Source organism: Nocardia speluncae NBRC 108251 (assembly GCF_001613245.1).
Lineage (GTDB): Bacteria > Actinomycetota > Actinomycetes > Mycobacteriales > Mycobacteriaceae > Nocardia > Nocardia speluncae.
In genome coordinates this window covers 193,324-214,991 of sequence record NZ_BDBZ01000007.1, presented here as the reverse complement: position 1 = coordinate 214,991, position 21,668 = coordinate 193,324, and the positions used below count along the sequence as shown (strand labels likewise).

Below are 21,668 nucleotides of genomic sequence, written 5' to 3'. Positions count from 1 at the left end.
TCCAGCAAGCCGAATTCTTCGGACGCGCCCAGCACGAGAGCCAGAAGGGCGCCGAGCAGGCCAAAGCACTGCTCGCCCAGCGCCTGAGCTGATCCTGCCCCGATGCGCTCACGGCCACCGGCCACCCGCCTCCAGTCGGTGGCCGGTGCCCGGTGGCCCAGTAGCGGAGAGGGCGATGATTCAACACCCGATGAGCGGGTATTCGGGCCGAAGTCCCTGGTCGGAAGGCCGACAGGAAGGACATGATCATGGTCTCCGGACCCGACGAACCGCAGCGACGTAGTGATACGCCACCGCATCCCAGCGGTGGCCTGCAACGCGGCAGCACACCGCAACCGCAGACCGGCGGCGCCCCCCAACGCCGTGTCAATCCGCCACCGCCGCCCAGCAGCGGTCCACACAACATCCCGTACGAACATCGTTTCCCGGACGATTCGCGGACCACGCGCTCGCATGCCGGGGAATCCATCGAGGTTGCCCGGAACTGGCCGGGCATCATCCTCACCGCAATCGGCATCGTGCTGGTGGCGCTGACCCTCACCGCAGCCGGCTACGGATTCGCGGGCTGGGCCGTTATCGCGGGTATCTGCGGCGCGGTGTGCCTGGTGGCCGGCATTGCGATGGTGATCGCCGAACATCGCCGGGTGAAGTCAGGAGAAGGGGCGACTCTGCGGGAGCAGCGTGGGCACTGAGGACGGTGTCCGGGACGTGCGCGCCGAGAGCAGAACCCGGGAACATCCGGACCAGTCCCGGGCGCCGATGCTGGAAGCGCTCGCCGACTACCAGCGGCTGGGCCGCTACGGGTTCACTCCCCCGGGGCACCGGCAGGGCCGCGGTGTCGACGAGCGAGTACTTGCCGTCATCGGTCGGGATGCGTTCGCTTCGGATGTGCTCGCGGCGCCGGGCCTCGACGACCGGTTGTCGCACGGTGGATATCTCGCGCACGCGGAAGAGCTCATGGCCGACGCGGTCAATGCGGAGCGCACGTACTTTTCCACCTGCGGCAGTTCGCTGTCGGTCAAAGCCGCGATGATGGCTGTCGCCGGTGGTGGCAACGGGGGCCTGCTCGTTGCGCGCGACTGCCATAAATCCATCGTGGCCGGTCTGATCTTCTCCGGGGTTCAGCCCCGCTGGATCACGCCGCGCTGGGATATCGGACGCCATTTCACCCATCCCCCGTCGCCCGCGCAGGTTCGCCGGGCGTGGGACGAAAACCCCGACGCCGCGGGTGCCCTGATCGTGAGCCCCAGCCCGTACGGCACCTGCGCCGATATCGAAGGGATCGCCCGGGTATGCCACGAACGCGGGAAACCGCTGATCGTGGACGAAGCATGGGGCGCGCACTTGCCGTTCCACCCCGATCTGCCGACCTGGGCGATGGATGCGGGCGCGGATGTCTGTGTGGTGAGCGTGCACAAAATGGGCGCCGGGTTCGAGCAGGGCTCGGTTTTCCATCTGCAGGGTGATCTCGTCGACCCGGTGCGGCTACGGCATTGCGCGGATCTGCTGATGACCACCAGCCCCAATGTGCTGATCTACACCGCGCTCGACGGCTGGCGCCGGCAGATGGTGCAGCAGGGCCGCGAGATCTTCGACAACGCATTGCGCACGGCCCGGCAGGCCCGCACCGAACTCGACCGGATTCCGGGGATCGAAGTCATGGAGGAGGACCTCCTCGGAGTCGAAGCGTCACACGACCTCGACCGCTTGCAGGTTCTGCTGGATATCTCCGAGACCGGAGTCAGCGGGTACGAAGCCGACGCCTGGCTGCGCAACAATCGCCGGATCGATCTGGGGCTCAGCGATCATCGGCGGTTGCTGGCCACCCTGTCCTTCGCCGACGATGCGGGGACGGTCGAGACCTTGGTTGCGGCAATGCGCGAGTGGCAGGCGCAGGCCCGCCCCAGCGATTCACCGCAGAAGATCAGGGTCCCCGGGCCGGACGAATTGCTGTTGGAGACCACGATGTTGCCCCGCGACGCGTTCTTCGGCCCCACCGAAATGGTGCCGATCGGCAAGGCTGCGGGCCGGATCGCGGCCGAACAACTCACCCCGTATCCGCCGGGAATACCCGCGGTGATCCCCGGCGAACGGCTCGGGGTGGGTGTTCTGGACTATTTGCGCACCGGTCACGATCACGGGATGAATCTGCCCGATGCCTCGGACCCCGAATTGCAGCAGATCCGGGTCGTGGCCGGCTGACCCGGCGCCGGGCTTTCGCCTGATTCGGCCGCGTGGTGCGGGGTACGCGCCCACCATGGAACTACTCGTGATCGCCGGTATCGCGATACTCGTCGCCGTAGTCGTCGGCTACCGGCGGTTGACGGGCCGACGCCCGGACGAGCCCGAATCCCCCGGCAACGACGGCAAATAAGTCCCGTCCCGGCACCGGCCGAGGTGGGGGTACCGCTGCAGCCGGCGCCGATTGGGTTTCGATCTTGTCGGGAATGGGCATTCCTCACTGCGGGCCCGATGTGCGCGGCGCGCAATAGCCGGGCACCACCCGTATGCTCTCGCCGGCGACGTGCCGCGCCGGTACCCGGTCCGGTCGTGGCGAGGCCGCGACAGCCTGGTCGCACCGGACAGGTGGAGGTCTGATCCTGGACACGTTGTGGACCTTCGTGGTGGAGCGTCGCCACCAGCTTTTCGTGGATTCGTATCTGCACGTCTCGGCCGTACTGCAATCACTGTTGATCGCGACCGCGATCGCGGTGCTGATCGGTGTGCTCGTCTACCGCAGCCCGGTCGGTTCCGCGGCCGCCACCGCCGTGGCCGGCACCATTCTCACCGTGCCGTCGTTCGCGCTGCTCGGACTGCTCATCCCGGTATTCGGATTGGGGGTCGTGCCGACGGTGATCGCCCTGGTGCTCTACGCACTGCTGCCGATTCTGCGCAACACCCTGGTGGGCCTGTCCGCGGTGGACCCGGCCGTCGTCGATGCGGCGCGCGGGGTCGGGATGAACCGGTTGCGAGTCCTGACCGCGGTGGAACTTCCGCTGGCCTGGCCGTCGATTCTCACCGGGATACGGATCAGCACTCAACTCATCATGGGCATTCTCGCCCTCGCCGCCTACGCCAAGGGGCCGGGCCTGGGCAATCTGATCTTTTCGGGTCTGGCCCGGCTCGGCAGCCCGAACGCGGTGCCGCAGGCGCTGACGGGCACGGTGCTCATCGTCGTACTCGCCCTACTGCTCGACGGGATCTTCCTGCTCGTCGGCCGTTTCACCGTTCCGAGGGGGATCCGTGACTGATACTGCTACCGCCACCGGCAAATCGGCGGTTTCCGGTGTCGAGATCGTGCTCGACGCTGTCACCAAACATTATCCGGGCCAGCCGCATCCGGCCGTCGACGCGGTGTCGATGACCATTCCGGCGGGCGAGATCGTGGTTCTGGTAGGGCCTTCGGGCTGCGGGAAGACCACCACCATGCGGATGATCAACCGACTGATCGAACCCACCTCCGGCACGGTGACGATCGACGGCCGCGACGCCGCGACGATGGATCCGGACCGGTTACGCCGCGGGATCGGGTATTCGATCCAGCAGGCGGGCCTTTTCCCCCATATGACGGTCGCCCGCAATATCGCTACCGTCCCGGGTCTCATCGGCTGGGACCGCAAGCGGATCGCCGCGCGCACCGACGAAATGCTGGAGCTGGTGGGTCTGGATCCGGGCACGTACCGGCGCCGTTATCCGCGGCAACTGTCGGGAGGCCAGCAGCAGCGGGTCGGGGTGGCGCGGGCGCTGGCCGCCGATCCGCCGGTGTTGCTGATGGATGAGCCGTTCGGCGCCGTCGACCCGATCACCCGCGGGCTGCTACAGGACGAGCTGCTGCGTTTGCAGGCGGAACTGGGCAAGACGATCGTGTTCGTCACCCACGATTTCAACGAGGCGGTCAAGCTCGGCGACCGGATCGCAGTGCTCGGCGACCGGTCCCGCATCCTGCAGTACGACACTCCCGCCGCGATCCTGGCCGATCCGGCCGACGATACGGTGGCCGGTTTCGTCGGCGCCGATGCCTCCCTGAAACAGCTGACACTGACCCGTATCCGGGATGTCGAGCTCGGCGACTGCCCCACTGTCACCGAGAACGATTCGATCGGTACCGCCCGCGCGGTGGTGGCGAACAAGGACTGGGCCCTGGTCCTCGATGCCCGCCGCCGCCCGCTGCGCTGGGTCTCGTCCGAACAGCTCGCGCACGCCCCGGCGGTCCGCGACGCCGGGACCCCGCTCGGTGAAACCCTGTCCATGGCATCGACGTTGCAAGACGGTCTGGAGGCATTGCTCACCGACCGCAACGCCACCGGTGTGGTCACCGGGCCGCGCGGCGAATACGCCGGTCTGATCACCATCGATACGCTCGTCGCCCATCTGTCGGCGCTACGCGCCGAGCACGGTGGTGCACCGGCGACGGAAGCACCGGCATGACAGCCCACCTCGCACCCGATACCGGAAATCCCCCGGCGCTGCGGCGGGCGGACGGCGCGCGGCTGCTCGTCCAACCCGTCCTCGTCGTGCTGCTCACGGTCGGCGTGCTGGTGTGGGCGTTGCGGCGTGACCTGACCGTCACCCAGCAGGCCAGCCTCAACGCAAGCAATATCGCCACCGTTACGTGGCAGCACGTACTCATCAGCGCCACGGTGGTGCTGATCGTGATCGCCGTCGCGGTACCGCTGGGCACCCTGCTCACCCGACCCGGTTACCGAAGGCTCGCGCCGTTGTTCGTCGGTATCGCCAACATCGGCGCGGCCGCGCCCGCCATCGGGTTGATCGTGCTGTTCTACCTGGCCACCAGGACCACGGGGTTCTGGATCGGTGTCGCGCCGATCGCGTTCTATTCGCTGCTGCCGGTGCTGCGCAACACCATCCTCGGTTACCAGCAGGTGGATCCGCTGCTCATCGATGCCGGGCGCGGACAGGGGATGTCGGCGCCGACGGTGCTGCGGCGGATCGAATTCCCGCTGGCCGTCCCCTATATCCTGGCCGGTCTGCGCACCTCGCTGGTACTGGCCGTGGGCACCGCGACCCTCTCGTTCCTGGTGAGCGCCGGCGGGCTCGGGATTCTCATCGACACCGGATACAAACTGCGCGATAACGTCACCCTGGTCGTCGGCGCGGTGCTGGCGGTCGCGCTGGCGCTGCTGGTGGATTGGCTGGGCGCCGTCGCCGAGCGCATGCTCGGGCCGAGGGGGCTGCGATGAGCGCGCGCTCGGCTCGCCTGGATGCGGTGCGCAGGACCGGGCGGCGCCGCATGCTGTGTGTTCTGTTGCTCACCGGGGTCGTACTGCTCGCGGGTTGCGGCCTGCAATCCGGTAGTGCCGTACCGCTGCGGGTGGGGCCCGGCAGTATCCGGCCGGTGCCCGCGCTCGAGGGTGTCCCCGTCACGGTGGGGTCCAAGGATTTCACCGAACAGCAGACACTCGGCTACATCATCGAATTCGCGTTGGTCGCGGCCGGCGCCGACGTACGCGATCTGACGAACATCCAGGGTTCCAACAGTTTGCGCGACGCCCAGCTCAGCGGTCAGATCGATATCGCCTACGACTACACCGGAACGGGCTGGGTCAACTATCTGGGCAACGAGACACCGGTCCCGGACGAACAGGGCCAGTTCGAGGCGGTCCGCGACGCCGACCGGGCAGCCCACGCAATGACCTGGGAGGCGATGGCGCCGATGAACAACACCTACGCGCTGGCCACCGCCCGGCGCACCGCCGAAAGAACCGGCGTGTGGTCGCTGTCGGATTACGCCGAACTCGTCGCCACCGATCCCGCCGCGGCCGCCACCTGCGTCGGCACCGAATTCAATGTGCGCCAGGACGGCTATCCGGGTATGGCCCGCGCCTACGGTATCGACGAGAGCCGGGTGACCAAACGGATCGTGCAGGACGCCGTCGTCTTCCAGGCGACCGCCGATGCCCGCCAGTGCGCGTTCGGTTCGGTTGCGGCCACCGACGGCCGGATCCCCGCGCTGGACCTGGTCCTGCTGGCCGATGACCGTGCCTTCTTCCCGAAGTACAATGCGGCGCTGGTGATGCGAGCGGAATTCGCCGACGCGCACCCGGAGGTCACCGCGATCATGACACCCATATCGCGGTTGCTGACCAACGAGTCGATCACGGAACTGAACCGGCTGGTCGATGTGGAGGGGCGCGAACCTGCGGAGGTCGCGCGGGACTGGATGGTCGCGAACGGTTTCGTCACGGCGGCGTGACCGCCCGGGTCGCTTCAGCGGGGTGACGGGCCGGTCTCGGCTCGGTAGAAAGACGGACCGGTTCGGCGCGGCGGTACGACAGCCCAGCACCGACCGGCTTCCGAGGCCGGTCAGGGAACGACCGGTTCCCTGAGCAGCACGTCCAGATCGGCGCGACTACCGTCGACGGTCAGTCCGGCCTCGTCCACAGTGATCCGGCCCCACAGCAGCAGCGCCAGTCCCTCGGCGGCGCCCGAGACCCGCAGCGGTACCTCGTCGATATCGTGGCCGGCGCCGCCGAGCACCCACCCACGAGCAGGGTCGACATCCGTGGCCACCACGGCGAACGGAGCCGGTAGCGGTTGCCTCCGGCCGGTACCGACCTGGCGGGGGTAGAAGACCGAAACCACCTCGTCGACGGCATCCGCCCAGACCTCCGGCACAGCCCGGATCAGGCCGAGTGCGGCCTTACCCACGATCGCGGCGCGCAGATCGTGCCCGTGGACGAGGGTTTCGTGGACCTGCCGGCGATGCCAGAACGACACCGGCCCCTCCCCCATCGGATCCGGATACGCCAGGATCCGGGCGGTCGCCGCCGGATCCAGTTCCGCGAAAGCTTCGCGTAGTTCCGCGGCGCAGGCGGCGTAGTGGCCGGCGAGGTCGAACGGACCGTCCCCCAGGCGGGTCGCCTTCCGGGCGCGCGCATTCGCGGCAGCCCAATGATGCACGAACGCGAGATGTTCCACGAGTTCGCGGACCGTCCAGTCGCCACACGCCGGGACGATGGCCGCCGGATCGGCGTCGGGAATCGAGGCGAGGAACTCGCCCTGGAAATCGGCCAGCAGCAGTGGAAAGTCGAGACCGGACGGCGCGCTCATGGCGCCAAGCTACCGCAGGCCTCCGACACCGAAGGTCCGCTCGTGCCGGGTCGGATAACCTGGCTCCGCGCTCGCCGAGGGCCCAGCAGATCTGTCCCGGGCGGCCTGCACACTTCGTGCAACGAACCATGAACCGAGCAGGTATGGGGCCGGTTTCAGGCGATCGGCAACCGCGGATCCAGCAGGAACGGCAGCAGGAAATCGCTCAGCAGCGCACGCTCCTCGGCCGCGTCCGCGGGCGGCAGGGTCAGCAGCGACACCATGATCCGCACCGCCCACCGGCCCAGCCGCTGCGCCGCGGCGGGCGGCAGATCGGGCCGGAACCGGGCGACGAAGGCGGTGACGAGGGCGTCGATCACCGTTGACGAATCCGACAATCGCGCCACGATTCCCGCATTCGCCGGTTCGAACCAGACCGCCAGATGGGCAGTTTTCCGGGTTTCGGCCAGGGTGGCGGTGATGCCGTCCAGGAGACGTTCGGCCCGGTCGGGACCGTCCAATCGCTGGTCCCGCCAGACCCGTTCGATCAGCCGGGTCGCCTCCCGTCCGGCGAAGGCCACATACAGCGACTGCCGGCTGTCGAAATACCGGTAGAGCGTGGCGCGCGAACAACCTGCGGCTTCGGCGATCTCGGCCATACCGACGGCTCCGGCGCCCTTGTCGATCACCAAGGCCCGGACGGCATCCAGAACTCGCTCCGCCGCCAGTTCGGTGCGCCCACCGGCGAGCCAGTCGCCACTCGTGCGCCGCCCCGTCAGGGTGACGCTCCGCCGCCCCGAACCCGGCTCGCTCATGCCGCACACCGGAACGGAACGCTGTTGGGACGCCGGACGTATGGGCCGGGGGCGTAGGTGACGGCGTCGATATCCACGTGGTACTCCGGGAAGCGGTCGAGTAGTTCCTCCAGCGCCACCCGCGCCTGCATCCGGGCGGCCGCCGCACCGAGGCAATGGTGCGGGCCGTGGCCGAAGGTCATGATGCGCTGCGGGTTGCGGTCGATCTGTAGTTCCGCGGCATCGGCGCCGAAGGCCCGTTCGTCGCGGTTCGCCGAGCCGTACACCAGCAGTACCTTACGGCCCGCCGGGATCGTCCGGCCGGCGATCTCTACATCCCGCGTCGTGGTGCGGGCCAGCCCCTGCACCGGGGAGGTGAGCCGGGCGAATTCCTCGATCGCGGGCCGGATCTGTTCGGGGTCGGCGGCCAGCGCGGCCCGCTGCTCGGGGTGCAGCTGTAGCAGTTGCACGGCACCGCCCAGGAGCCCGGTGGTGGTGTCGTTTCCGCCGGAAACCATCGTCCAGGTGTAGGCCAGGATCTGTACCAGCCCGTTCACGTCGGCCTCGTCGGCCGCGATCCCGGCCTGCACCAGCAGCGAGACGGTATCGTCGCCCGGGTCGGTGCGCCGCCGCTTGATCAGTTCGGCGAAATAGCCCAGCATCTGCATCGACGCCGCCTGCGCATCCACGGTGCGCTGGGTACTCGCCGCGACGACAGCATCGGTCCACCCGTCGAAAAGCGGCCGGTCCTCCTCGGGAACGCCCAGGTAATAGGCCACCACCATGGTGGGCAGGGGTTTGAACAGATCGGTGACGATATCGCCGCCGCCCTGTTCGGCCAGCCGGTCCAGCCGCTGCCGGACGAACCGGCGGACCACCGGTTCCACCTCCGCCACCTGCCGCGGTGTGAAGCCCGCGGCCACCAGTTTGCGGAATTCGGTGTGTTCGGGTGGGTCCTGCATCACCATCGGCGGATTGTCGGTGAGGTTGATCTTCTCCAGTTCGCCGTACTCCACGGTCAGGCCCTGACCGGAAGAAAACGTGGCGACATCGCGCGCCGCCGCGTGCACGTGCTCGTGCCGGGTCAGCACCCAGTAGTCGTCCGCCGGTTGTTTCGGCGGCACGACCCGGTGCACCGGATCATGCTCCCGCAACGCGGCGTACATCGCCCACGGCGACCGCCAAGTCTCACCCGAGCGCAGCTCGAAAAACGCCTCGTTCTGATACGCATAGCCGGTCATGTCACGACAGTAAGACACATTCCATGTTTTGTCTGACGATTCACGCGATTGTGACCACTCGGAACACCACGGCCCCCCGGAAGCCCTCCACCGACCGGACACGACACGGGCATAGTTGGAATCGCCCCGAACCGAACTCTGGCCCGGTACGCGACGCCCCCATAGCCTCGGCTGGCCGCACCGGCGCAGCCGGAAAGTACGCTTGATCGTTCCCGACCCAGGACAGAAGGAAATCGTGATGACCGATTCCACCCCGCCGCCGAATCCCGCCGACGGCTGGAGCTTCGAGACCAAGCAGATCCACGTGGGACAGGTCCCGGACGGCACCACCAATGCACGCGCCCTGCCGATCTACCAGACCACGTCCTACACCTTCCGCGATACCGAGCATGCGGCCGCTCTCTTCGGCTTGGCCGAACCCGGCAATATCTACACCCGGATCATGAACCCGACCCAGGATGCGGTCGAGCAGCGGATCGCGGCGCTCGAGGGCGGCGTCGCCGCACTCGTGCTGTCGTCGGGGCAGGCCGCCGAAACCCTGGCTATCCTCAACCTGGCCGGTGCCGGTGACCACATCGTCTCCAGTCCGCGGCTCTACGGCGGCACCTACAACCTCTTCCACTACACGCTGCCCAAACTGGGTATCGAGGTGTCGTTCGTCGATGATCCCGACGATCTCGGCCAGTGGCGCGCCGCGGTCCGCCCGAATACGAAGGCCTTCTACGGGGAGACGGTGTCCAACCCGCAGAACCATATCTTCGATATCCCGGGTATCGCCGAGGTGGCACACACCGCCGGTGTCCCGCTCATCGTCGACAACACCGTCGCCACCCCCTACCTCATCCAGCCGCTGGCGCACGGCGCCGATATCGTCGTCCACTCGGCGACGAAATACCTGGGCGGCCACGGCGCCGCGATCGCCGGCGTGATCGTCGACGGCGGGACCTTCGACTGGACCGTGCGCACCGACGACGGACCCCGCTTCCCCGGATTCACCGAGCCGGATCCGAGCTACCACGGCGCCGTATTCGCCGATCTGGGCGCACCGGCATTCGCGCTCAAGGCCCGCGTGCAGCTGTTGCGCGACCTCGGTCCCGCAGTTGCCCCGTTCAATGCCTTCCTGATCAGCCAGGGCCTGGAAACATTGAGCCTGCGGATGGAACGGCACATACAGAACGCTCAGGCCGTCGCCGAATTCCTCACCGAACGGCCGGAGGTCACCTCGGTGTCGTACGCCGGTCTGCCGTCGTCGCCCTGGTACGAGCGCGGTAAGCAGCTCGCACCGAAGGGCACCGGCGCGGTGATCTCGTTCGAGCTGGCCGGCGGGGTGGATGCGGGCAAGAAGTTCGTCGACGCACTCACCCTGCACAGCCATGTCGCCAATATCGGTGATGTCCGCTCGCTGGTGATCCACCCGGCCTCGACCACACATTCCCAGCTGACGCCCGAGGAACAGATCAGCTCCGGAGTCACGCCGGGTCTGGTCCGGCTGGCGGTGGGTATCGAGGGAATCGAGGATATCCTCGCCGATCTGCGCGCGGGTTTCGTGGCCGCGGCGGGTTAGTCCCGGCCACACAACTACCGAATACCGAAGAGCCGGACCCCGCACACCAGCGGGGTCCGGCTCTTTGCTGCCACCACCGGCCGGACGTCCCCGCGGCAATCGCCGGCCCGGAGTCGCGATCCGGTCTCCTGAGGCCGTCGGCGTGATCCGGCCCGGACCGGCGCGTTCACCCCGGCTGCGAGTCGCCGCGGGCGGCCCGCGCGGTACCCGGTGAGCCACTCACATAGGGACGCACGGCGTACCCGACGAATACACATGTAGTACGCAGCGCACGGCCAGGATTATGGCATCGGCCAGTTCGGCGGGCGTATAGGCGAACGGGTGCATGAACGGTCCTCCGTATGCGGGGCCGGGAACGTCCCGGCCGGGCGGACTTTCCTTGCGCGAGACCTCACGGTAAGAGTGCGCTCCCGACCCGATTCGTGCGCCGTTTCGCCGGACACGAATCCACATCGACTTCACCCGCAGTCCCATCCCGGAGCGCCACGCGTCCGCACATCCGTGCCCGGAGCCGGCCGGGCAGCCGTGTTCGGAGCCGTGGCACCCGCCCGCACCCTGGGCAGGCCGAACATCGGTATCCGGAGCGAGCCGTTCTTTGTGGCGTGCACCGCAGCACAACGGAGGGCGCGCAAGAAAGGCATCAAGGCGCGCGCAAGAGGCGTAAAGGACTCGTCAACGGGTGGGGCGCGGGGAGATGCGGATCGTAGTTTCGACCCGGTCGGGCAGCCGCAGCCGTTTCGGGTTGCGTCGCGCTGCCCCGGTTTTCGGAATGGAGGCAGACGTGTCGATCCTGGCCTATCTCCTGGTCACGGTCGCGGTATTCGGTGTGCTCGGGTTCGTACAGCGAATGGTGGAGCGACTGTGAACATCGTCAATGCCGTGGGCCTGGCCCTGGCCGTCGTCGTCATCGGACTGATGGTGGCCGCTCTGCTGTTTCCCGAGAGGTTCTGAGTGAGTACAACCATTGCGGGTGTGCTGTTCCTCGGCACGCTGGTGGCGGCGCTGGCGGCGGTACATGTGCCGTTGGGCGACTACATGTACCGCGTCTACACACGCACCACCCATTCCCGCTTCGAACGCAGGATCTACCGGCTGGTCGGTGCCGACCCCGACCGCGAGCAGACCTGGGGTGGTTACGCCCGCAGCGTCCTCGCCTTCTCCGCGGTGAGCTTGGTCTTCCTGTTCCTCCTTCTGGCCGTGCAGCACAAACTGCCCTTGTTCCCGGACGAGACGGCCACCCCGATGACCGCCGCCCTGGCCTGGAACACTGCCGCCAGTTTCGTGACCAACACGAACTGGCAGAACTACGCGGGCGAGTCCACACTGGGCCCGCTGGCCCAGGCCGCGGGACTCACCGTGCAGAATTTCGTCTCCGCCGCGGTCGGGATGGCCGTCGCCATGGCCGTCGTCCGCGGCCTGGCGCGGTCGCGTGGCGGCACCCTCGGGAACTTCTGGGTCGATCTGGTGCGCGGTACACTGCGCATCCTGCTGCCCATCGCGACGGTGGCGGCCATTGTGCTGATCGCCGGTGGGGTGATCCAGAACTTCCATCTCAACGATCAGGTGGTCACCACACTCGGTGGCGATCGGCAGAACCTGCCCGGCGGTCTCATCGCCGGCCAGGAAGCCATCAAGGATCTCGGGACCAACGGCGGCGGACCGTTCAACGCGAACTCCGCGCATCCGTTCGAGAACCCCACGGCGTGGACCAACTGGGTAGAGATCTTCCTACTGACGGTGATCGCCTTCTCGCTGCCGCGCACCTTCGGCCGCATGGTCGGCAGCCGCAGACAGGGCTATGCGATCGCCGCCGTCATGACCGTGCTCGCGCTGGTCAGCGTCAGCCTGGTCACCGTTTTCCAGCTCCAGCACCACGGCACCGTGCCGGCCGCGGTCGGGGCATCCATGGAAGGCGTCGAGCAGCGTTTCGGCGTGGCGAATTCGGCGACCTTCGCCGCCGCCACCACCCTCACCTCCACCGGCGCGGTGGATTCGATGCACGATTCCTACACCAGCCTCGGCGGCATGATGCTCATGTTCAACATGCAGCTCGGGGAGGTGGCGCCGGGCGGCGTCGGCTCGGGCCTCTACGGCATGCTGGTGCTGGCGCTGATCACGGTGTTCGTCGCCGGATTGATGGTCGGGCGCACCCCGGAATACCTCGGGAAGAAGATCACGCCCCGTGAGATCAAACTCGCCGCCGCATATTTCCTGGTGACGCCGGTAATCGTGCTGAGCGGGACCGCGCTGGCCATGGCAATGCCGGGACAGCGTGCCGCGATCCAGGATTCGGGGCCACACGGCTTGTCCGAAGTGCTGTACGCATTCACCTCGGCCGGTAACAACAACGGATCCGCCTTCGCCGGCTTGTCCGGCAATACCGAATGGTTCAACACAGCGCTCGGCCTGGCCATGCTCCTCGGCCGGTTCCTGCCGATGATCCTGGTGCTGGCGCTGGCCGGTTCACTTGCGAAACAGCGCACCACCCCCGCTTCGGTGGGAACGCTGCCGACCCACCGGCCGCAATTCATCGGCCTGGTCGTCGGGGTCACCGTCATCCTGGTCGCTCTCACCTTCCTGCCCGCGCTGGCGCTCGGGCCGCTCGCCGAAGGACTGCATTGATGTCCGCTCCTACCATCGAATCCGATCCCGTACCCGCGGCACCGCAGCCCGCGAAGAGCCGGGTCCGCGGTGGCCTGCTCGATCCGCAGCTGCTGCTGAGCTCGTGGCCGCAGGCGATGCGCAAACTGGATCCGCGCACCCTGTGGCGTAATCCGGTGATGTTCATCGTCGAGATCGGCGCGGTCTGGGCGACGGTGCTCGCCGTCGTCGATCCGAGTTTCTTCGCCTGGGCGGTCGTCGTCTGGCTGTGGCTCACCGTGGTGTTCGCCAACCTCGCCGAGGCCGTGGCCGAAGGACGCGGTAAGGCCCAAGCCGATACCCTGCGTCGCGCCAAGTCCGATACCGTCGCCCGCCGGCTGGTCGACCGGTCGCCCGGCGCCCCCCTCACCGAGGAACCCGTTCCGGCCCCGCAACTGCGCCGGGGCGACCATGTCGTGGTCGAGGCCGGTCAGGTGATCCCCGGGGACGGCGATGTGGTGGAAGGTATCGCCTCGGTGGACGAATCCGCGATCACGGGCGAATCCGCCCCGGTGATCCGGGAATCCGGCGGCGATCGGTCCGCGGTCACCGGCGGCACCACGGTGCTGTCGGACCGGATCATCGTACGTATCACTCAGGAACCGGGCCAGAGCTTCATCGACAAGATGATCGCGCTGGTAGAGGGTGCGGCCCGGCAGAAGACACCGAACGAGATCGCGCTCAATATCCTGCTGGCGGCACTCACGCTGATCTTCGTGGTCGCGGTGGTCACGCTGCAACCGCTGGCGATCTTCTCCAAGGACAACAATCCCGGCGTGCCGGACAGTCTCGCCCTGGGCAGCTACGGGGTCAGCGGGATCGTGCTGGTCTCCCTGCTGGTGTGTTTGATCCCGACGACCATCGGCGCGTTGCTGTCGGCTATCGGTATCGCGGGGATGGACCGGCTCGTACAGCGCAATGTCCTGGCGATGTCGGGGCGGGCCGTCGAGGCCGCGGGTGATGTGAACACGCTGCTGCTGGACAAGACCGGCACGATCACCCTCGGCAACCGGCAGGCCACCCGGTTCGTACCGTTGGCCGAGGTCGGCGAACAGGAGCTGACCGACGCGGCACAGCTGTCCAGTCTCGCCGACGAAACCCCCGAGGGCCGGTCCATCGTGGTGTACGCGAAGGACGCCTACGGGCTGCGTGAACGCACTCCGGGGGAACTCGCGCACGCCCAATGGGTGCCGTTCACCGCCGCCACCCGGATGTCCGGGGTGGATATCGACGGTGTCCAGTTGCGCAAAGGCGCGGCGAATTCGGTGGCCCAATGGATTCGCGGCAACGGCGGTTCGGTGCCGGCCGAACTCGATACCGTCGTCGGCGCAATCGCGGAAGCGGGCGGAACGCCGCTCGTCGTCGGCGAGATCCGCGATGGTCAGGCCCGGGTTCTCGGTGTGATCCGCCTCGAGGATGTGGTGAAACAGGGGATGCGCGACCGGTTCGCGGAAATGCGGCGGATGGGCATCCGCACGGTCATGATCACCGGTGACAATCCGCGCACCGCCAAAGCGATCGCCGACGAAGCCGGCGTGGACGATTTCCTGGCCGAGGCCACACCGGAGGACAAACTGGGTTTGATCCGGCGGGAACAGGAAGGCGGGCGGCTCGTCGCGATGACCGGCGACGGCACCAACGACGCGCCCGCGCTGGCGCAGGCCGATGTCGGGGTCGCGATGAATACCGGTACCTCGGCCGCCAAAGAGGCCGGGAACATGGTCGATCTCGATTCCGATCCGACCAAACTGATCGAAATCGTCGAGATCGGCAAACAGCTCCTCATCACCCGGGGCGCGCTGACCACGTTCTCGATCGCCAACGATATCGCCAAGTACTTCGCGATCATCCCGGCCTTGTTCGTCGGATTGTTCCCGGGGCTGGATCTGCTGAACATCATGCGGCTGGCCAGCCCGCAGTCGGCGATCCTCTCGGCGGTGATCTTCAACGCGCTGGTGATCGTGGCCCTGATCCCGCTGGCCCTGCGCGGTGTGCAGTACACGCCCGGGAACGCAGCGAAACTGCTCAGCCGCAATCTGTCGATCTACGGGCTGGGCGGAATCGTCGCGCCCTTCCTCGGGATCAAACTGATCGACCTCATCGTCCAATACCTGCCCGGGATGTCCTGATATGCCTGTCTCCGATCTGATCCGCCAGCATTCCGCCGCGCTGCGGGCCTTGCTGATACTGACCTTGATCACTGGTTTCGCCTACCCCGGGATCGTCTGGGTGGCGGGCCAATTACCAGGGCTTCACGATAAATCGCACGGTTCGATCGTCGAGGCCGGCGGTCGCGCCGTCGGCAGTTCCCTGCTCGGCCAATCGTTCACCGACGCGAACGGCGACCCGATCACCTGGTACTTCCAGAGCCGTCCGTCGGCGGCCGGCGACGGTTACGACACCCTGGCCTCGGGTGGTAGCAACCTGGGCCCGGAGAATATCGTCGACACCCCCGCCGACCCGGCCCTGCTCGCCACGGGATCCGACCCGGAATCGGCCGGATTCACCCCGAGCCTGCTCACTCAGGTGTGCACGCGCAGCCATGAGATCGGTCTTCTGGAGGGCGTCGACGGCACCCGGCCGTTCTGCACACCCGACGGGGCCGGGGCGGTGCTCTCGGTAATGGGCACCCACACCGCGAACGGTGCGGTGATCCCGCAGCGGGTGGTCAGCGTCAACGAACCCTGCCGGGCCCGGTCCACCCGATCCACGCCGGTGTTTCTCGCCGAGTACCAGGGCGTTCCGGTCGAATGCGCACCGTACGGCGAGGACTTCTCGACCGGTCGGATCGTGCCGATCGCCGGGAACGCACCCGCCGAACCGGCCGTCCCCGCGGATGCGGTGACCAGCAGCGCTAGCGGCCTGGATCCGCATATCTCACCTGCCTACGCCGAGATCCAGGTGAACCGGGTGGCGGCCGCGCGCGGTATCGAACCGGCCGCGGTCCGCGATATCGTCGCGGCGCACACGCAGGGTCGCGAACTCGGGTTCGCCGGAGAACCGCGGGTCCACGTCCTCGCACTCAACCTCGACCTGGACAGCCGCTACCCCGTGTCCGGCACCGCGAGCGGACAGTGATCCGTGCACGGTGAAATGATGCCGAGGTGACCGCTACACCACACCGCACCCCGGGTGAGCTGCGCATCTATCTCGGCGCGGCCCCCGGGGTCGGTAAAACGTACGCGATGCTGGGTGAGGCGCACCGGCGCCTGGCACGCGGCCAGGATGTGGTGGCCGCCGTGGTCGAGACGCACGGCCGCGCGCAGACCGCGGAACTGCTGGAAGGTATCGAACAGGTGCCCCGGATCGCGATCCCCTATCGCGGCACGGTGCAGTCCGAACTGGATGTGGACGCCGTCCTGGCCCGCCGGCCCGACCTGGTGCTGGTGGACGAACTGGCGCATACCAACACCCCCGGCAGCCGCAACCGTAAACGGTACGAGGACGTTCAGGAACTGCTGGCCGCCGGGATCACCGTGGTGTCCACCGTGAACATCCAGCACCTCGAGGGTCTCAACGATGTGGTCGAGCAGATCACCGGCGCTACCCAGCACGAGACCGTGCCCGACGCGGTGGTGCGCGCCGCCGACCAGATCGAACTGGTCGATATCACCCCGGAAGCGCTGCAACGGCGGATCACGCTCGGCAATGTGTACGCGCCGGAGAAGGCCGATGCCGCGCTGGCGCACTACTTCCGGCGCGGTAACCTGACCGCGCTGCGCGAACTCGCCCTGCTGTGGCTGGCCGACCAAGTGGATGCGGCACTGGCCAAATATCGGGCCGATCACCGGATCACCGCCACCTGGGAGGCCCGGGAACGGGTGGTCGTCGCCGTCACCGGGGGCCGGGAATCGGAAACGCTCGTGCGGCGGGCGGGCCGGATCGCCGCGAAATCCAGTGCCGAACTGCTCGTCGTCCATGTGGTCCGCGGTGACGGTCTGACCGGAGTGGCGGCGCCGCAGATGACGGCGGTCCGGAAACTGGCCGCGCACCTCGGCGCGGAACTGCATACGGTGGTCGGCGACGAGGTACCCACCGCCCTGCTGGATTTCGCCCGCACGGTCAACGCCACCCAACTGGTGCTCGGCACCTCTCGCCGATCGCGCTGGGCGCGGATGTTCGACGAGGGTATCGGTGCGGAAGTGGTACAGCACTCCGGCAAGATCGACGTACATATGGTCACCCACGAGGCCGCGGGTCGCCGGCGCCGGCGACCACGCCCCAAGGCGCGCCGCACCGCGGCCTGGATCGCCGCATTCGTCGTCCCCTCGGCGATCTCCGCGATCCTGGCCGTCTGGCTCGACCGCTACCTGGATCTGGTGAGCGAAAGCGCGTTGTATTTCGTGGCAGTGCTGGCGGTGGCGTTGTTCGGCGGTGTGCTGCCGGCTGTCGCGTCGGCATTGATCGCCGGTTTACTGCTCAACATCCTGTTCACCGATCCCCGCTACAGCGTCACGATCCAGGAGCCGAACAGTTTCCTACCGGCGGTACTGCTGCTGGTGGTCGCGGTCGCGGTGGCAGCGCTCGTGGATACCGCCGCGCGCCGGGCCGAACAGGCCGGGCAGGCGTCCCGGGAAGCCGAACTGCTCACCCTGTTCGCGGGGGCGGTGCTGCGCGGCGCCGACCCGGCGGCCCTGCTGGAACGGTTGCGCCAGACCTACGGACAGCGGGCAGTGAGCCTGCGCCACCGCGACCGCGGCACGCTCGCCGCGGTCGGCACGGATCCCCCCGAGCGCGCCGACGGGGCCGATACCGCGGTCGAGGTCGGCGACGGGGACTACAGCCTGCTGCTGGCCGGCCCGACCTTGCGCGCCCGCGACCGGCGAGTCCTGGAGGCGGTAACGGGTCAGGCCGTCGGCCTGGTTCAGCGGCGCCAGCTCACGGAGGAAGCGAACAAGGCCGCGGCGCTCGCCGAGGCCGACCGGTTGCGCCGCGATCTGCTCTCGGCAGTCAGCCACGATCTGCGCACCCCACTGGCGGCGGTCAAAGCGGCGGTCTCGAGCCTGCGGTCCGACGATGTCGAGTTCTCCCCCGCGGACCGGGCCGAATTGCTCGCCACGGTGGAAGAATCCGCCGATCAGCTCACGGCGCTGGTCGGTAACCTGCTCGATTCCTCGCGGCTCGCCGCGGGTGTGGTCCGGCCACGGTTGCGGCCGGTGTATCTGGACGAGGTGGTACACCGGTCGCTGGTCAGCGTCGGAGTGAGTCCGCGCGGCGCGCGCCGCGGCGCGCTCGACCGGGTACGGGTCAGTGTCGGGGCGACAGTGGTGCAGGCCGACCCCGACCTGCTGGAACGCGTTCTGGCCAATCTCGTGGACAACGCCTTGCGCTACGGCGCCGAATCGGAGGTGACGATCGATGCCGCGGCGGTGGACGGCCGGATCCTGACCCGGGTCGTCGACCACGGGCCGGGGCTGCCCGGCGCCGATCCCGAGCGGGTTTTCGACCCGTTCCAGCAGCTGGGCGATCGGGACAACACCAGCGGTCTGGGTCTGGGGCTCTCGGTGGTGCGCGGGTTCGCCGATGCCATGGGTGGCTCCGTGAGCGCGGCCCCTACCCCCGGCGGGGGGCTCACCGTCACCGTCGATCTCGCGGTCGCGCAAGGCCGCACCGATACGTCGCCCACGGAGGTTTCGCAATGAGAACCGGACCGCAGCCGGAGCACGGTGCGCAGCAACAGCCCACCGTCCTCGTGGTCGACGACGAACCGCAGATCCTGCGGGCGATGCGCATCAATCTCTCGGTGCGCGGCTACGACGTGGTCACCGCGGCCACGGGTGCGGGCGCGCTGCGGGCAGCCACCGAACGCAGACCCGATGTGGTGGTACTCGATCTCGGACTTCCCGATATCGACGGGATCGAGGTGCTCGCGGGTCTGCGCGGCTGGACGAAGGTGCCGATCATCGTGCTGTCCGCCCGCACCGATTCGGCAGACAAGGTGGACGCGCTCGACGCCGGCGCCGACGACTACGTGACCAAACCGTTCGGGATGGACGAATTCCTCGCCCGGTTACGCGCGGCACTGCGCCGGGCCGCGGATGCGGCCGAACCCGACGAACCGGTGGTTGTCACCGATTCGTTCACCGTGGATCTTTCGGCGAAGAAGGTGACCAAGGCGGGCACCGAGGTCCATCTGACTCCCACCGAATGGGGCGTGCTGGAAATGCTGGTGCGCAATCGCGGGAAACTCGTGGGCCGGCAGGAACTGCTCCGCGAGGTGTGGGGTCCGGCCTATCAGTCCGAAACCCACTACCTGCGTGTCTATCTCGCCCAGTTGCGCCGGAAACTGGAGGACGATCCGTCCCATCCCAAACATCTGGTCACCGAGCCCGGGATGGGCCACCGTTTCCGGGAGTGACCGGTCACGGGGTGACGATCGGGAAGCGCGGATCGGGTGTGTCCAGCAGGCCGATGAAGGTCTGGAGCAGGCGCTCGTCGCCTTTCATGGTCACCCCTTCGAACCCGCCGCCGCTCACGGCCGTCAGCAGTTGAGCCTTGGTCAACGTCAAGGTGAGATCCGCCGGGCCCAGGGCCGGGGTCTCGGCTGTGGGTGTGCGGTGGGTCAGGGCACCGTTGGACAGGGTCAGGCGGTGCACGCGGTGCTCGTCGGTCAGCTCCCAGTCCATGATGAAATCGGCTGCCGCCGCGCGCGGGCCGTCGATCCGGACAGCGAGTGAGTCGACGATCATGTTCAGCGTCAGCGCGGTCAGCATCTCCGGGCCGGCCGTACTGGTCGCCATCGGGCTCGGACCTGTCCGCAGTTCTTCCGCGCCGACCAGAAAGAAGTTGCGCCACGGCCCGTTCTCGGCACCGTGACCGAGGCGACGGTAGACATTCGCCAGCTCCTGTTTCGCGCCGTCGTGCTCCGGTTCGGCGAATACGGCGTGCTGCAACAGGGTGGCGGCGAAGCGGAGATCACCGTCTGCCGCATACTGCCGGCCCTTGGCGACGATCGCGTCGATACCGCCGTAATCGGCGACATACCGCTGAGCCAGCCCGGCCGGTGGGTGTTCCCACAGATGCGCGGGATTCCCGTCGAACCAGCCCATGTATCGCTGATAGATCGCCTTGACGTTGTGGCTCGTGGAGCCGTAATAACCGCGATTCGCCCACAGATTGTCGAGTCCGGGCGGGAATTCGAACTGTTCGGCGATCTCCGGGCCGGTGAACCCCTGGTTCGTCAGGCGCAACGTCTGGTCGTGCATATAGGCATACATATCTCGTTGCCCGGCCAGCCAGGCCGTCCAGTTCTCCCTGCCCCAGGTCGGCCAGTGGTGGGAAGCGAAGGCGATATCGGCCTTGTCACCGAATCGAGCGATGGCCTCGTCCAGATATCTGGCCCAGACCCGGGAATCGCGGACCACGGCACCTCGTAGCGTGAGCACGTTGTGCATGTTGTGGGTCGCGTTCTCCGCCATACACAGGGCGCGGCGGTCCGGGAACAGGAAGTTCATCTCGGCCGGTGCCTCGGTCCCCGGTGTGAGCTGGAAGACGATCCGGACACCGTCGATCTCCTCCTCCTGTCCGGTGTGGGTGATGTCCACGGTCGGCGGGAGCAGGGTGACGGTCCCGGTAGATGTGGTCATTCCGAGCCCGGTGCCGATCTGTCCGTCGGGTGCTTTGTCGAGGACCGCGCCGTACATGAAGATCGCGCGCCGGTTCATCGCATTGCCCGCGTAGACGTTCTCACTCACGGCGTGTTCGAGGAATCCTTCGGGAGCCAGGATCGGGATCGGCGGGTGCCCCTCGGGCACCACTCCCCGCGCCCCACCGAAATGATCGACGTGCGAATGGGTGTAGATCATCCCAGTCACCGGCCGGTCACCGCGGTGCGCTCGATACAGCGCCAGCCCCGCGGCCGCGGTCTCCGCAGAGATCAAGGGGTCGATCACGATGATGCCCGCACGGCCTTCGACGAAGGTCATATTCGACAGGTCCAGGTTGCGCACCTGGTAGATCCCCTCGGTGACCTCGAACAGCCCCTGCTTGTTGCAGAGTTGCGCCTGCCGCCACAGGCTCGGGTTCGCGGTGGACGGACAGTCGCCGGCGAGGAACCCGTAGGCGCCGGTATCCCAGACCACACTCCCGTCTGCGGCTTTCACCACCGGCGGGTCGAGTTCGGCGATGAACCCCCGTGCCGCATTCTCGAAATCGGTGGTGTCGTCGAAATCCACCTGCATGGTCATGGTTACCTCACTCTGCGATGTCTCGGCTGGCAGCGGTCACGGCGCGGAGGTTCGAGCGCCCGCTCGTCCGGCGGGTCTTCCGGGAGAAAGGCGGGCATCCGGCATCGCCCACGCTAGCCAGCGTTGCGCGGCGGAGGTATCACCTGACGCGGGTGAAGTGCCGCGCGTCTCGCCCGACCGGGGTACCGGGACA

Annotated in this window: 18 protein-coding genes; 14 read left to right on the top strand and 4 right to left on the bottom strand. The window is 67.7% G+C overall.

The window, feature by feature from the left end; genetic code table 11:
- The first annotated feature begins 248 nt into the window (after nt 1–248).
- The 6 genes from NS6_RS36445 to NS6_RS10395 all read left to right on the top strand — a co-directional run bounded on the left by NS6_RS36445 (nt 249) and on the right by NS6_RS10395 (nt 6,214).
- Complete coding sequence (locus NS6_RS36445; protein WP_371859327.1) at nt 249–692, top strand: hypothetical protein; 444 nt, start codon at nt 249–251, stop codon at nt 690–692.
- A 67-nt stretch (nt 693–759) separates the two neighbouring features.
- Entirely contained in the window at nt 760–2,202 is a 1,443-nt protein-coding gene (locus NS6_RS10415; RefSeq protein WP_068040584.1) for an aminotransferase class I/II-fold pyridoxal phosphate-dependent enzyme, read from the top strand.
- 398 nt (nt 2,203–2,600) lie between these two features.
- Nucleotides 2,601–3,251, top strand: a complete 651-nt coding sequence (locus NS6_RS10410; RefSeq protein WP_068040582.1) for an ABC transporter permease — start codon at nt 2,601–2,603, stop codon at nt 3,249–3,251.
- Nucleotides 3,244–4,428: an ABC transporter ATP-binding protein gene (locus NS6_RS10405; RefSeq protein WP_068040015.1), complete on the top strand. Its 1,185-nt coding sequence runs from the start codon at nt 3,244–3,246 to the stop codon at nt 4,426–4,428. The genes NS6_RS10410 and NS6_RS10405 overlap by 8 nt, the downstream gene beginning before the upstream one ends.
- On the top strand, nt 4,425–5,201 hold the full coding sequence (locus tag NS6_RS10400) for an ABC transporter permease (RefSeq protein ID WP_068040011.1): 777 nt from the start codon (nt 4,425–4,427) through the stop codon (nt 5,199–5,201). The genes NS6_RS10405 and NS6_RS10400 overlap by 4 nt, the downstream gene beginning before the upstream one ends.
- 50 nt (nt 5,202–5,251) lie before the next feature.
- Nucleotides 5,252–6,214 (top strand): glycine betaine ABC transporter substrate-binding protein, encoded by a 963-nt coding sequence (locus NS6_RS10395; protein WP_068040009.1) that lies wholly within the window; start codon nt 5,252–5,254, stop codon nt 6,212–6,214.
- A 110-nt stretch (nt 6,215–6,324) separates the two neighbouring features.
- Here the strand turns inward: NS6_RS10395 and NS6_RS10390 are convergent, their stop codons facing one another.
- From NS6_RS10390 to NS6_RS10380, 3 genes are all read right to left on the bottom strand, one after another.
- The gene (locus tag NS6_RS10390; protein ID WP_068040007.1) at nt 6,325–7,071 is read right to left on the bottom strand and encodes a maleylpyruvate isomerase family mycothiol-dependent enzyme; all 747 of its coding nucleotides are present in this window, start codon (nt 7,069–7,071) and stop codon (nt 6,325–6,327) included.
- Between the two features lie 155 nt (nt 7,072–7,226).
- Nucleotides 7,227–7,865, bottom strand: coding sequence for a TetR/AcrR family transcriptional regulator (locus NS6_RS10385; protein ID WP_068040005.1), 639 nt, complete (start codon nt 7,863–7,865; stop codon nt 7,227–7,229).
- Nucleotides 7,862–9,085, bottom strand: a complete 1,224-nt coding sequence (locus NS6_RS10380) for a cytochrome P450 (protein ID WP_068040002.1) — start codon at nt 9,083–9,085, stop codon at nt 7,862–7,864. Before NS6_RS10380 ends, NS6_RS10385 begins: the two co-directional genes overlap by 4 nt.
- 238 nt (nt 9,086–9,323) lie before the next feature.
- On the opposite strand from NS6_RS10380, the gene NS6_RS10375 reads away from it, so the two are divergent.
- The 8 genes from NS6_RS10375 to NS6_RS10345 all read left to right on the top strand — a co-directional run bounded on the left by NS6_RS10375 (nt 9,324) and on the right by NS6_RS10345 (nt 19,647).
- Complete coding sequence (locus NS6_RS10375; RefSeq protein ID WP_068040001.1) at nt 9,324–10,649, top strand: bifunctional o-acetylhomoserine/o-acetylserine sulfhydrylase; 1,326 nt, start codon at nt 9,324–9,326, stop codon at nt 10,647–10,649.
- A 694-nt stretch (nt 10,650–11,343) separates the two neighbouring features.
- Complete coding sequence (locus tag NS6_RS35425) at nt 11,344–11,514, top strand: hypothetical protein (protein ID WP_210746810.1); 171 nt, start codon at nt 11,344–11,346, stop codon at nt 11,512–11,514.
- The gene (locus NS6_RS10370; protein ID WP_068040000.1) at nt 11,511–11,600 is read left to right on the top strand and encodes an ATPase; all 90 of its coding nucleotides are present in this window, start codon (nt 11,511–11,513) and stop codon (nt 11,598–11,600) included. The genes NS6_RS35425 and NS6_RS10370 overlap by 4 nt, the downstream gene beginning before the upstream one ends.
- Nucleotides 11,601–13,271, top strand: coding sequence for a potassium-transporting ATPase subunit KdpA (gene kdpA / locus NS6_RS10365; RefSeq protein WP_068039998.1), 1,671 nt, complete (start codon nt 11,601–11,603; stop codon nt 13,269–13,271).
- Nucleotides 13,271–15,418, top strand: coding sequence for a potassium-transporting ATPase subunit KdpB (gene kdpB / locus NS6_RS10360; protein ID WP_068039997.1), 2,148 nt, complete (start codon nt 13,271–13,273; stop codon nt 15,416–15,418). Before kdpA ends, kdpB begins: the two co-directional genes overlap by 1 nt.
- A gap of 1 nt (nt 15,419) precedes the next feature.
- Nucleotides 15,420–16,367, top strand: coding sequence for a potassium-transporting ATPase subunit C (locus tag NS6_RS10355; RefSeq protein ID WP_068039995.1), 948 nt, complete (start codon nt 15,420–15,422; stop codon nt 16,365–16,367).
- Between the two features lie 26 nt (nt 16,368–16,393).
- The gene (locus NS6_RS10350) at nt 16,394–18,931 is read left to right on the top strand and encodes an ATP-binding protein (protein ID WP_068039993.1); all 2,538 of its coding nucleotides are present in this window, start codon (nt 16,394–16,396) and stop codon (nt 18,929–18,931) included.
- Entirely contained in the window at nt 18,928–19,647 is a 720-nt protein-coding gene (locus NS6_RS10345) for a response regulator (RefSeq protein ID WP_068039992.1), read from the top strand. Before NS6_RS10350 ends, NS6_RS10345 begins: the two co-directional genes overlap by 4 nt.
- Before the next feature lie 4 nt (nt 19,648–19,651).
- Here NS6_RS10345 and NS6_RS10340 read toward each other — a convergent pair whose 3' ends face one another.
- Nucleotides 19,652–21,469 (bottom strand): alkyl/aryl-sulfatase, encoded by a 1,818-nt coding sequence (locus NS6_RS10340; RefSeq protein WP_210746867.1) that lies wholly within the window; start codon nt 21,467–21,469, stop codon nt 19,652–19,654.
- Nucleotides 21,470–21,668: the final 199 nt, after the last annotated feature.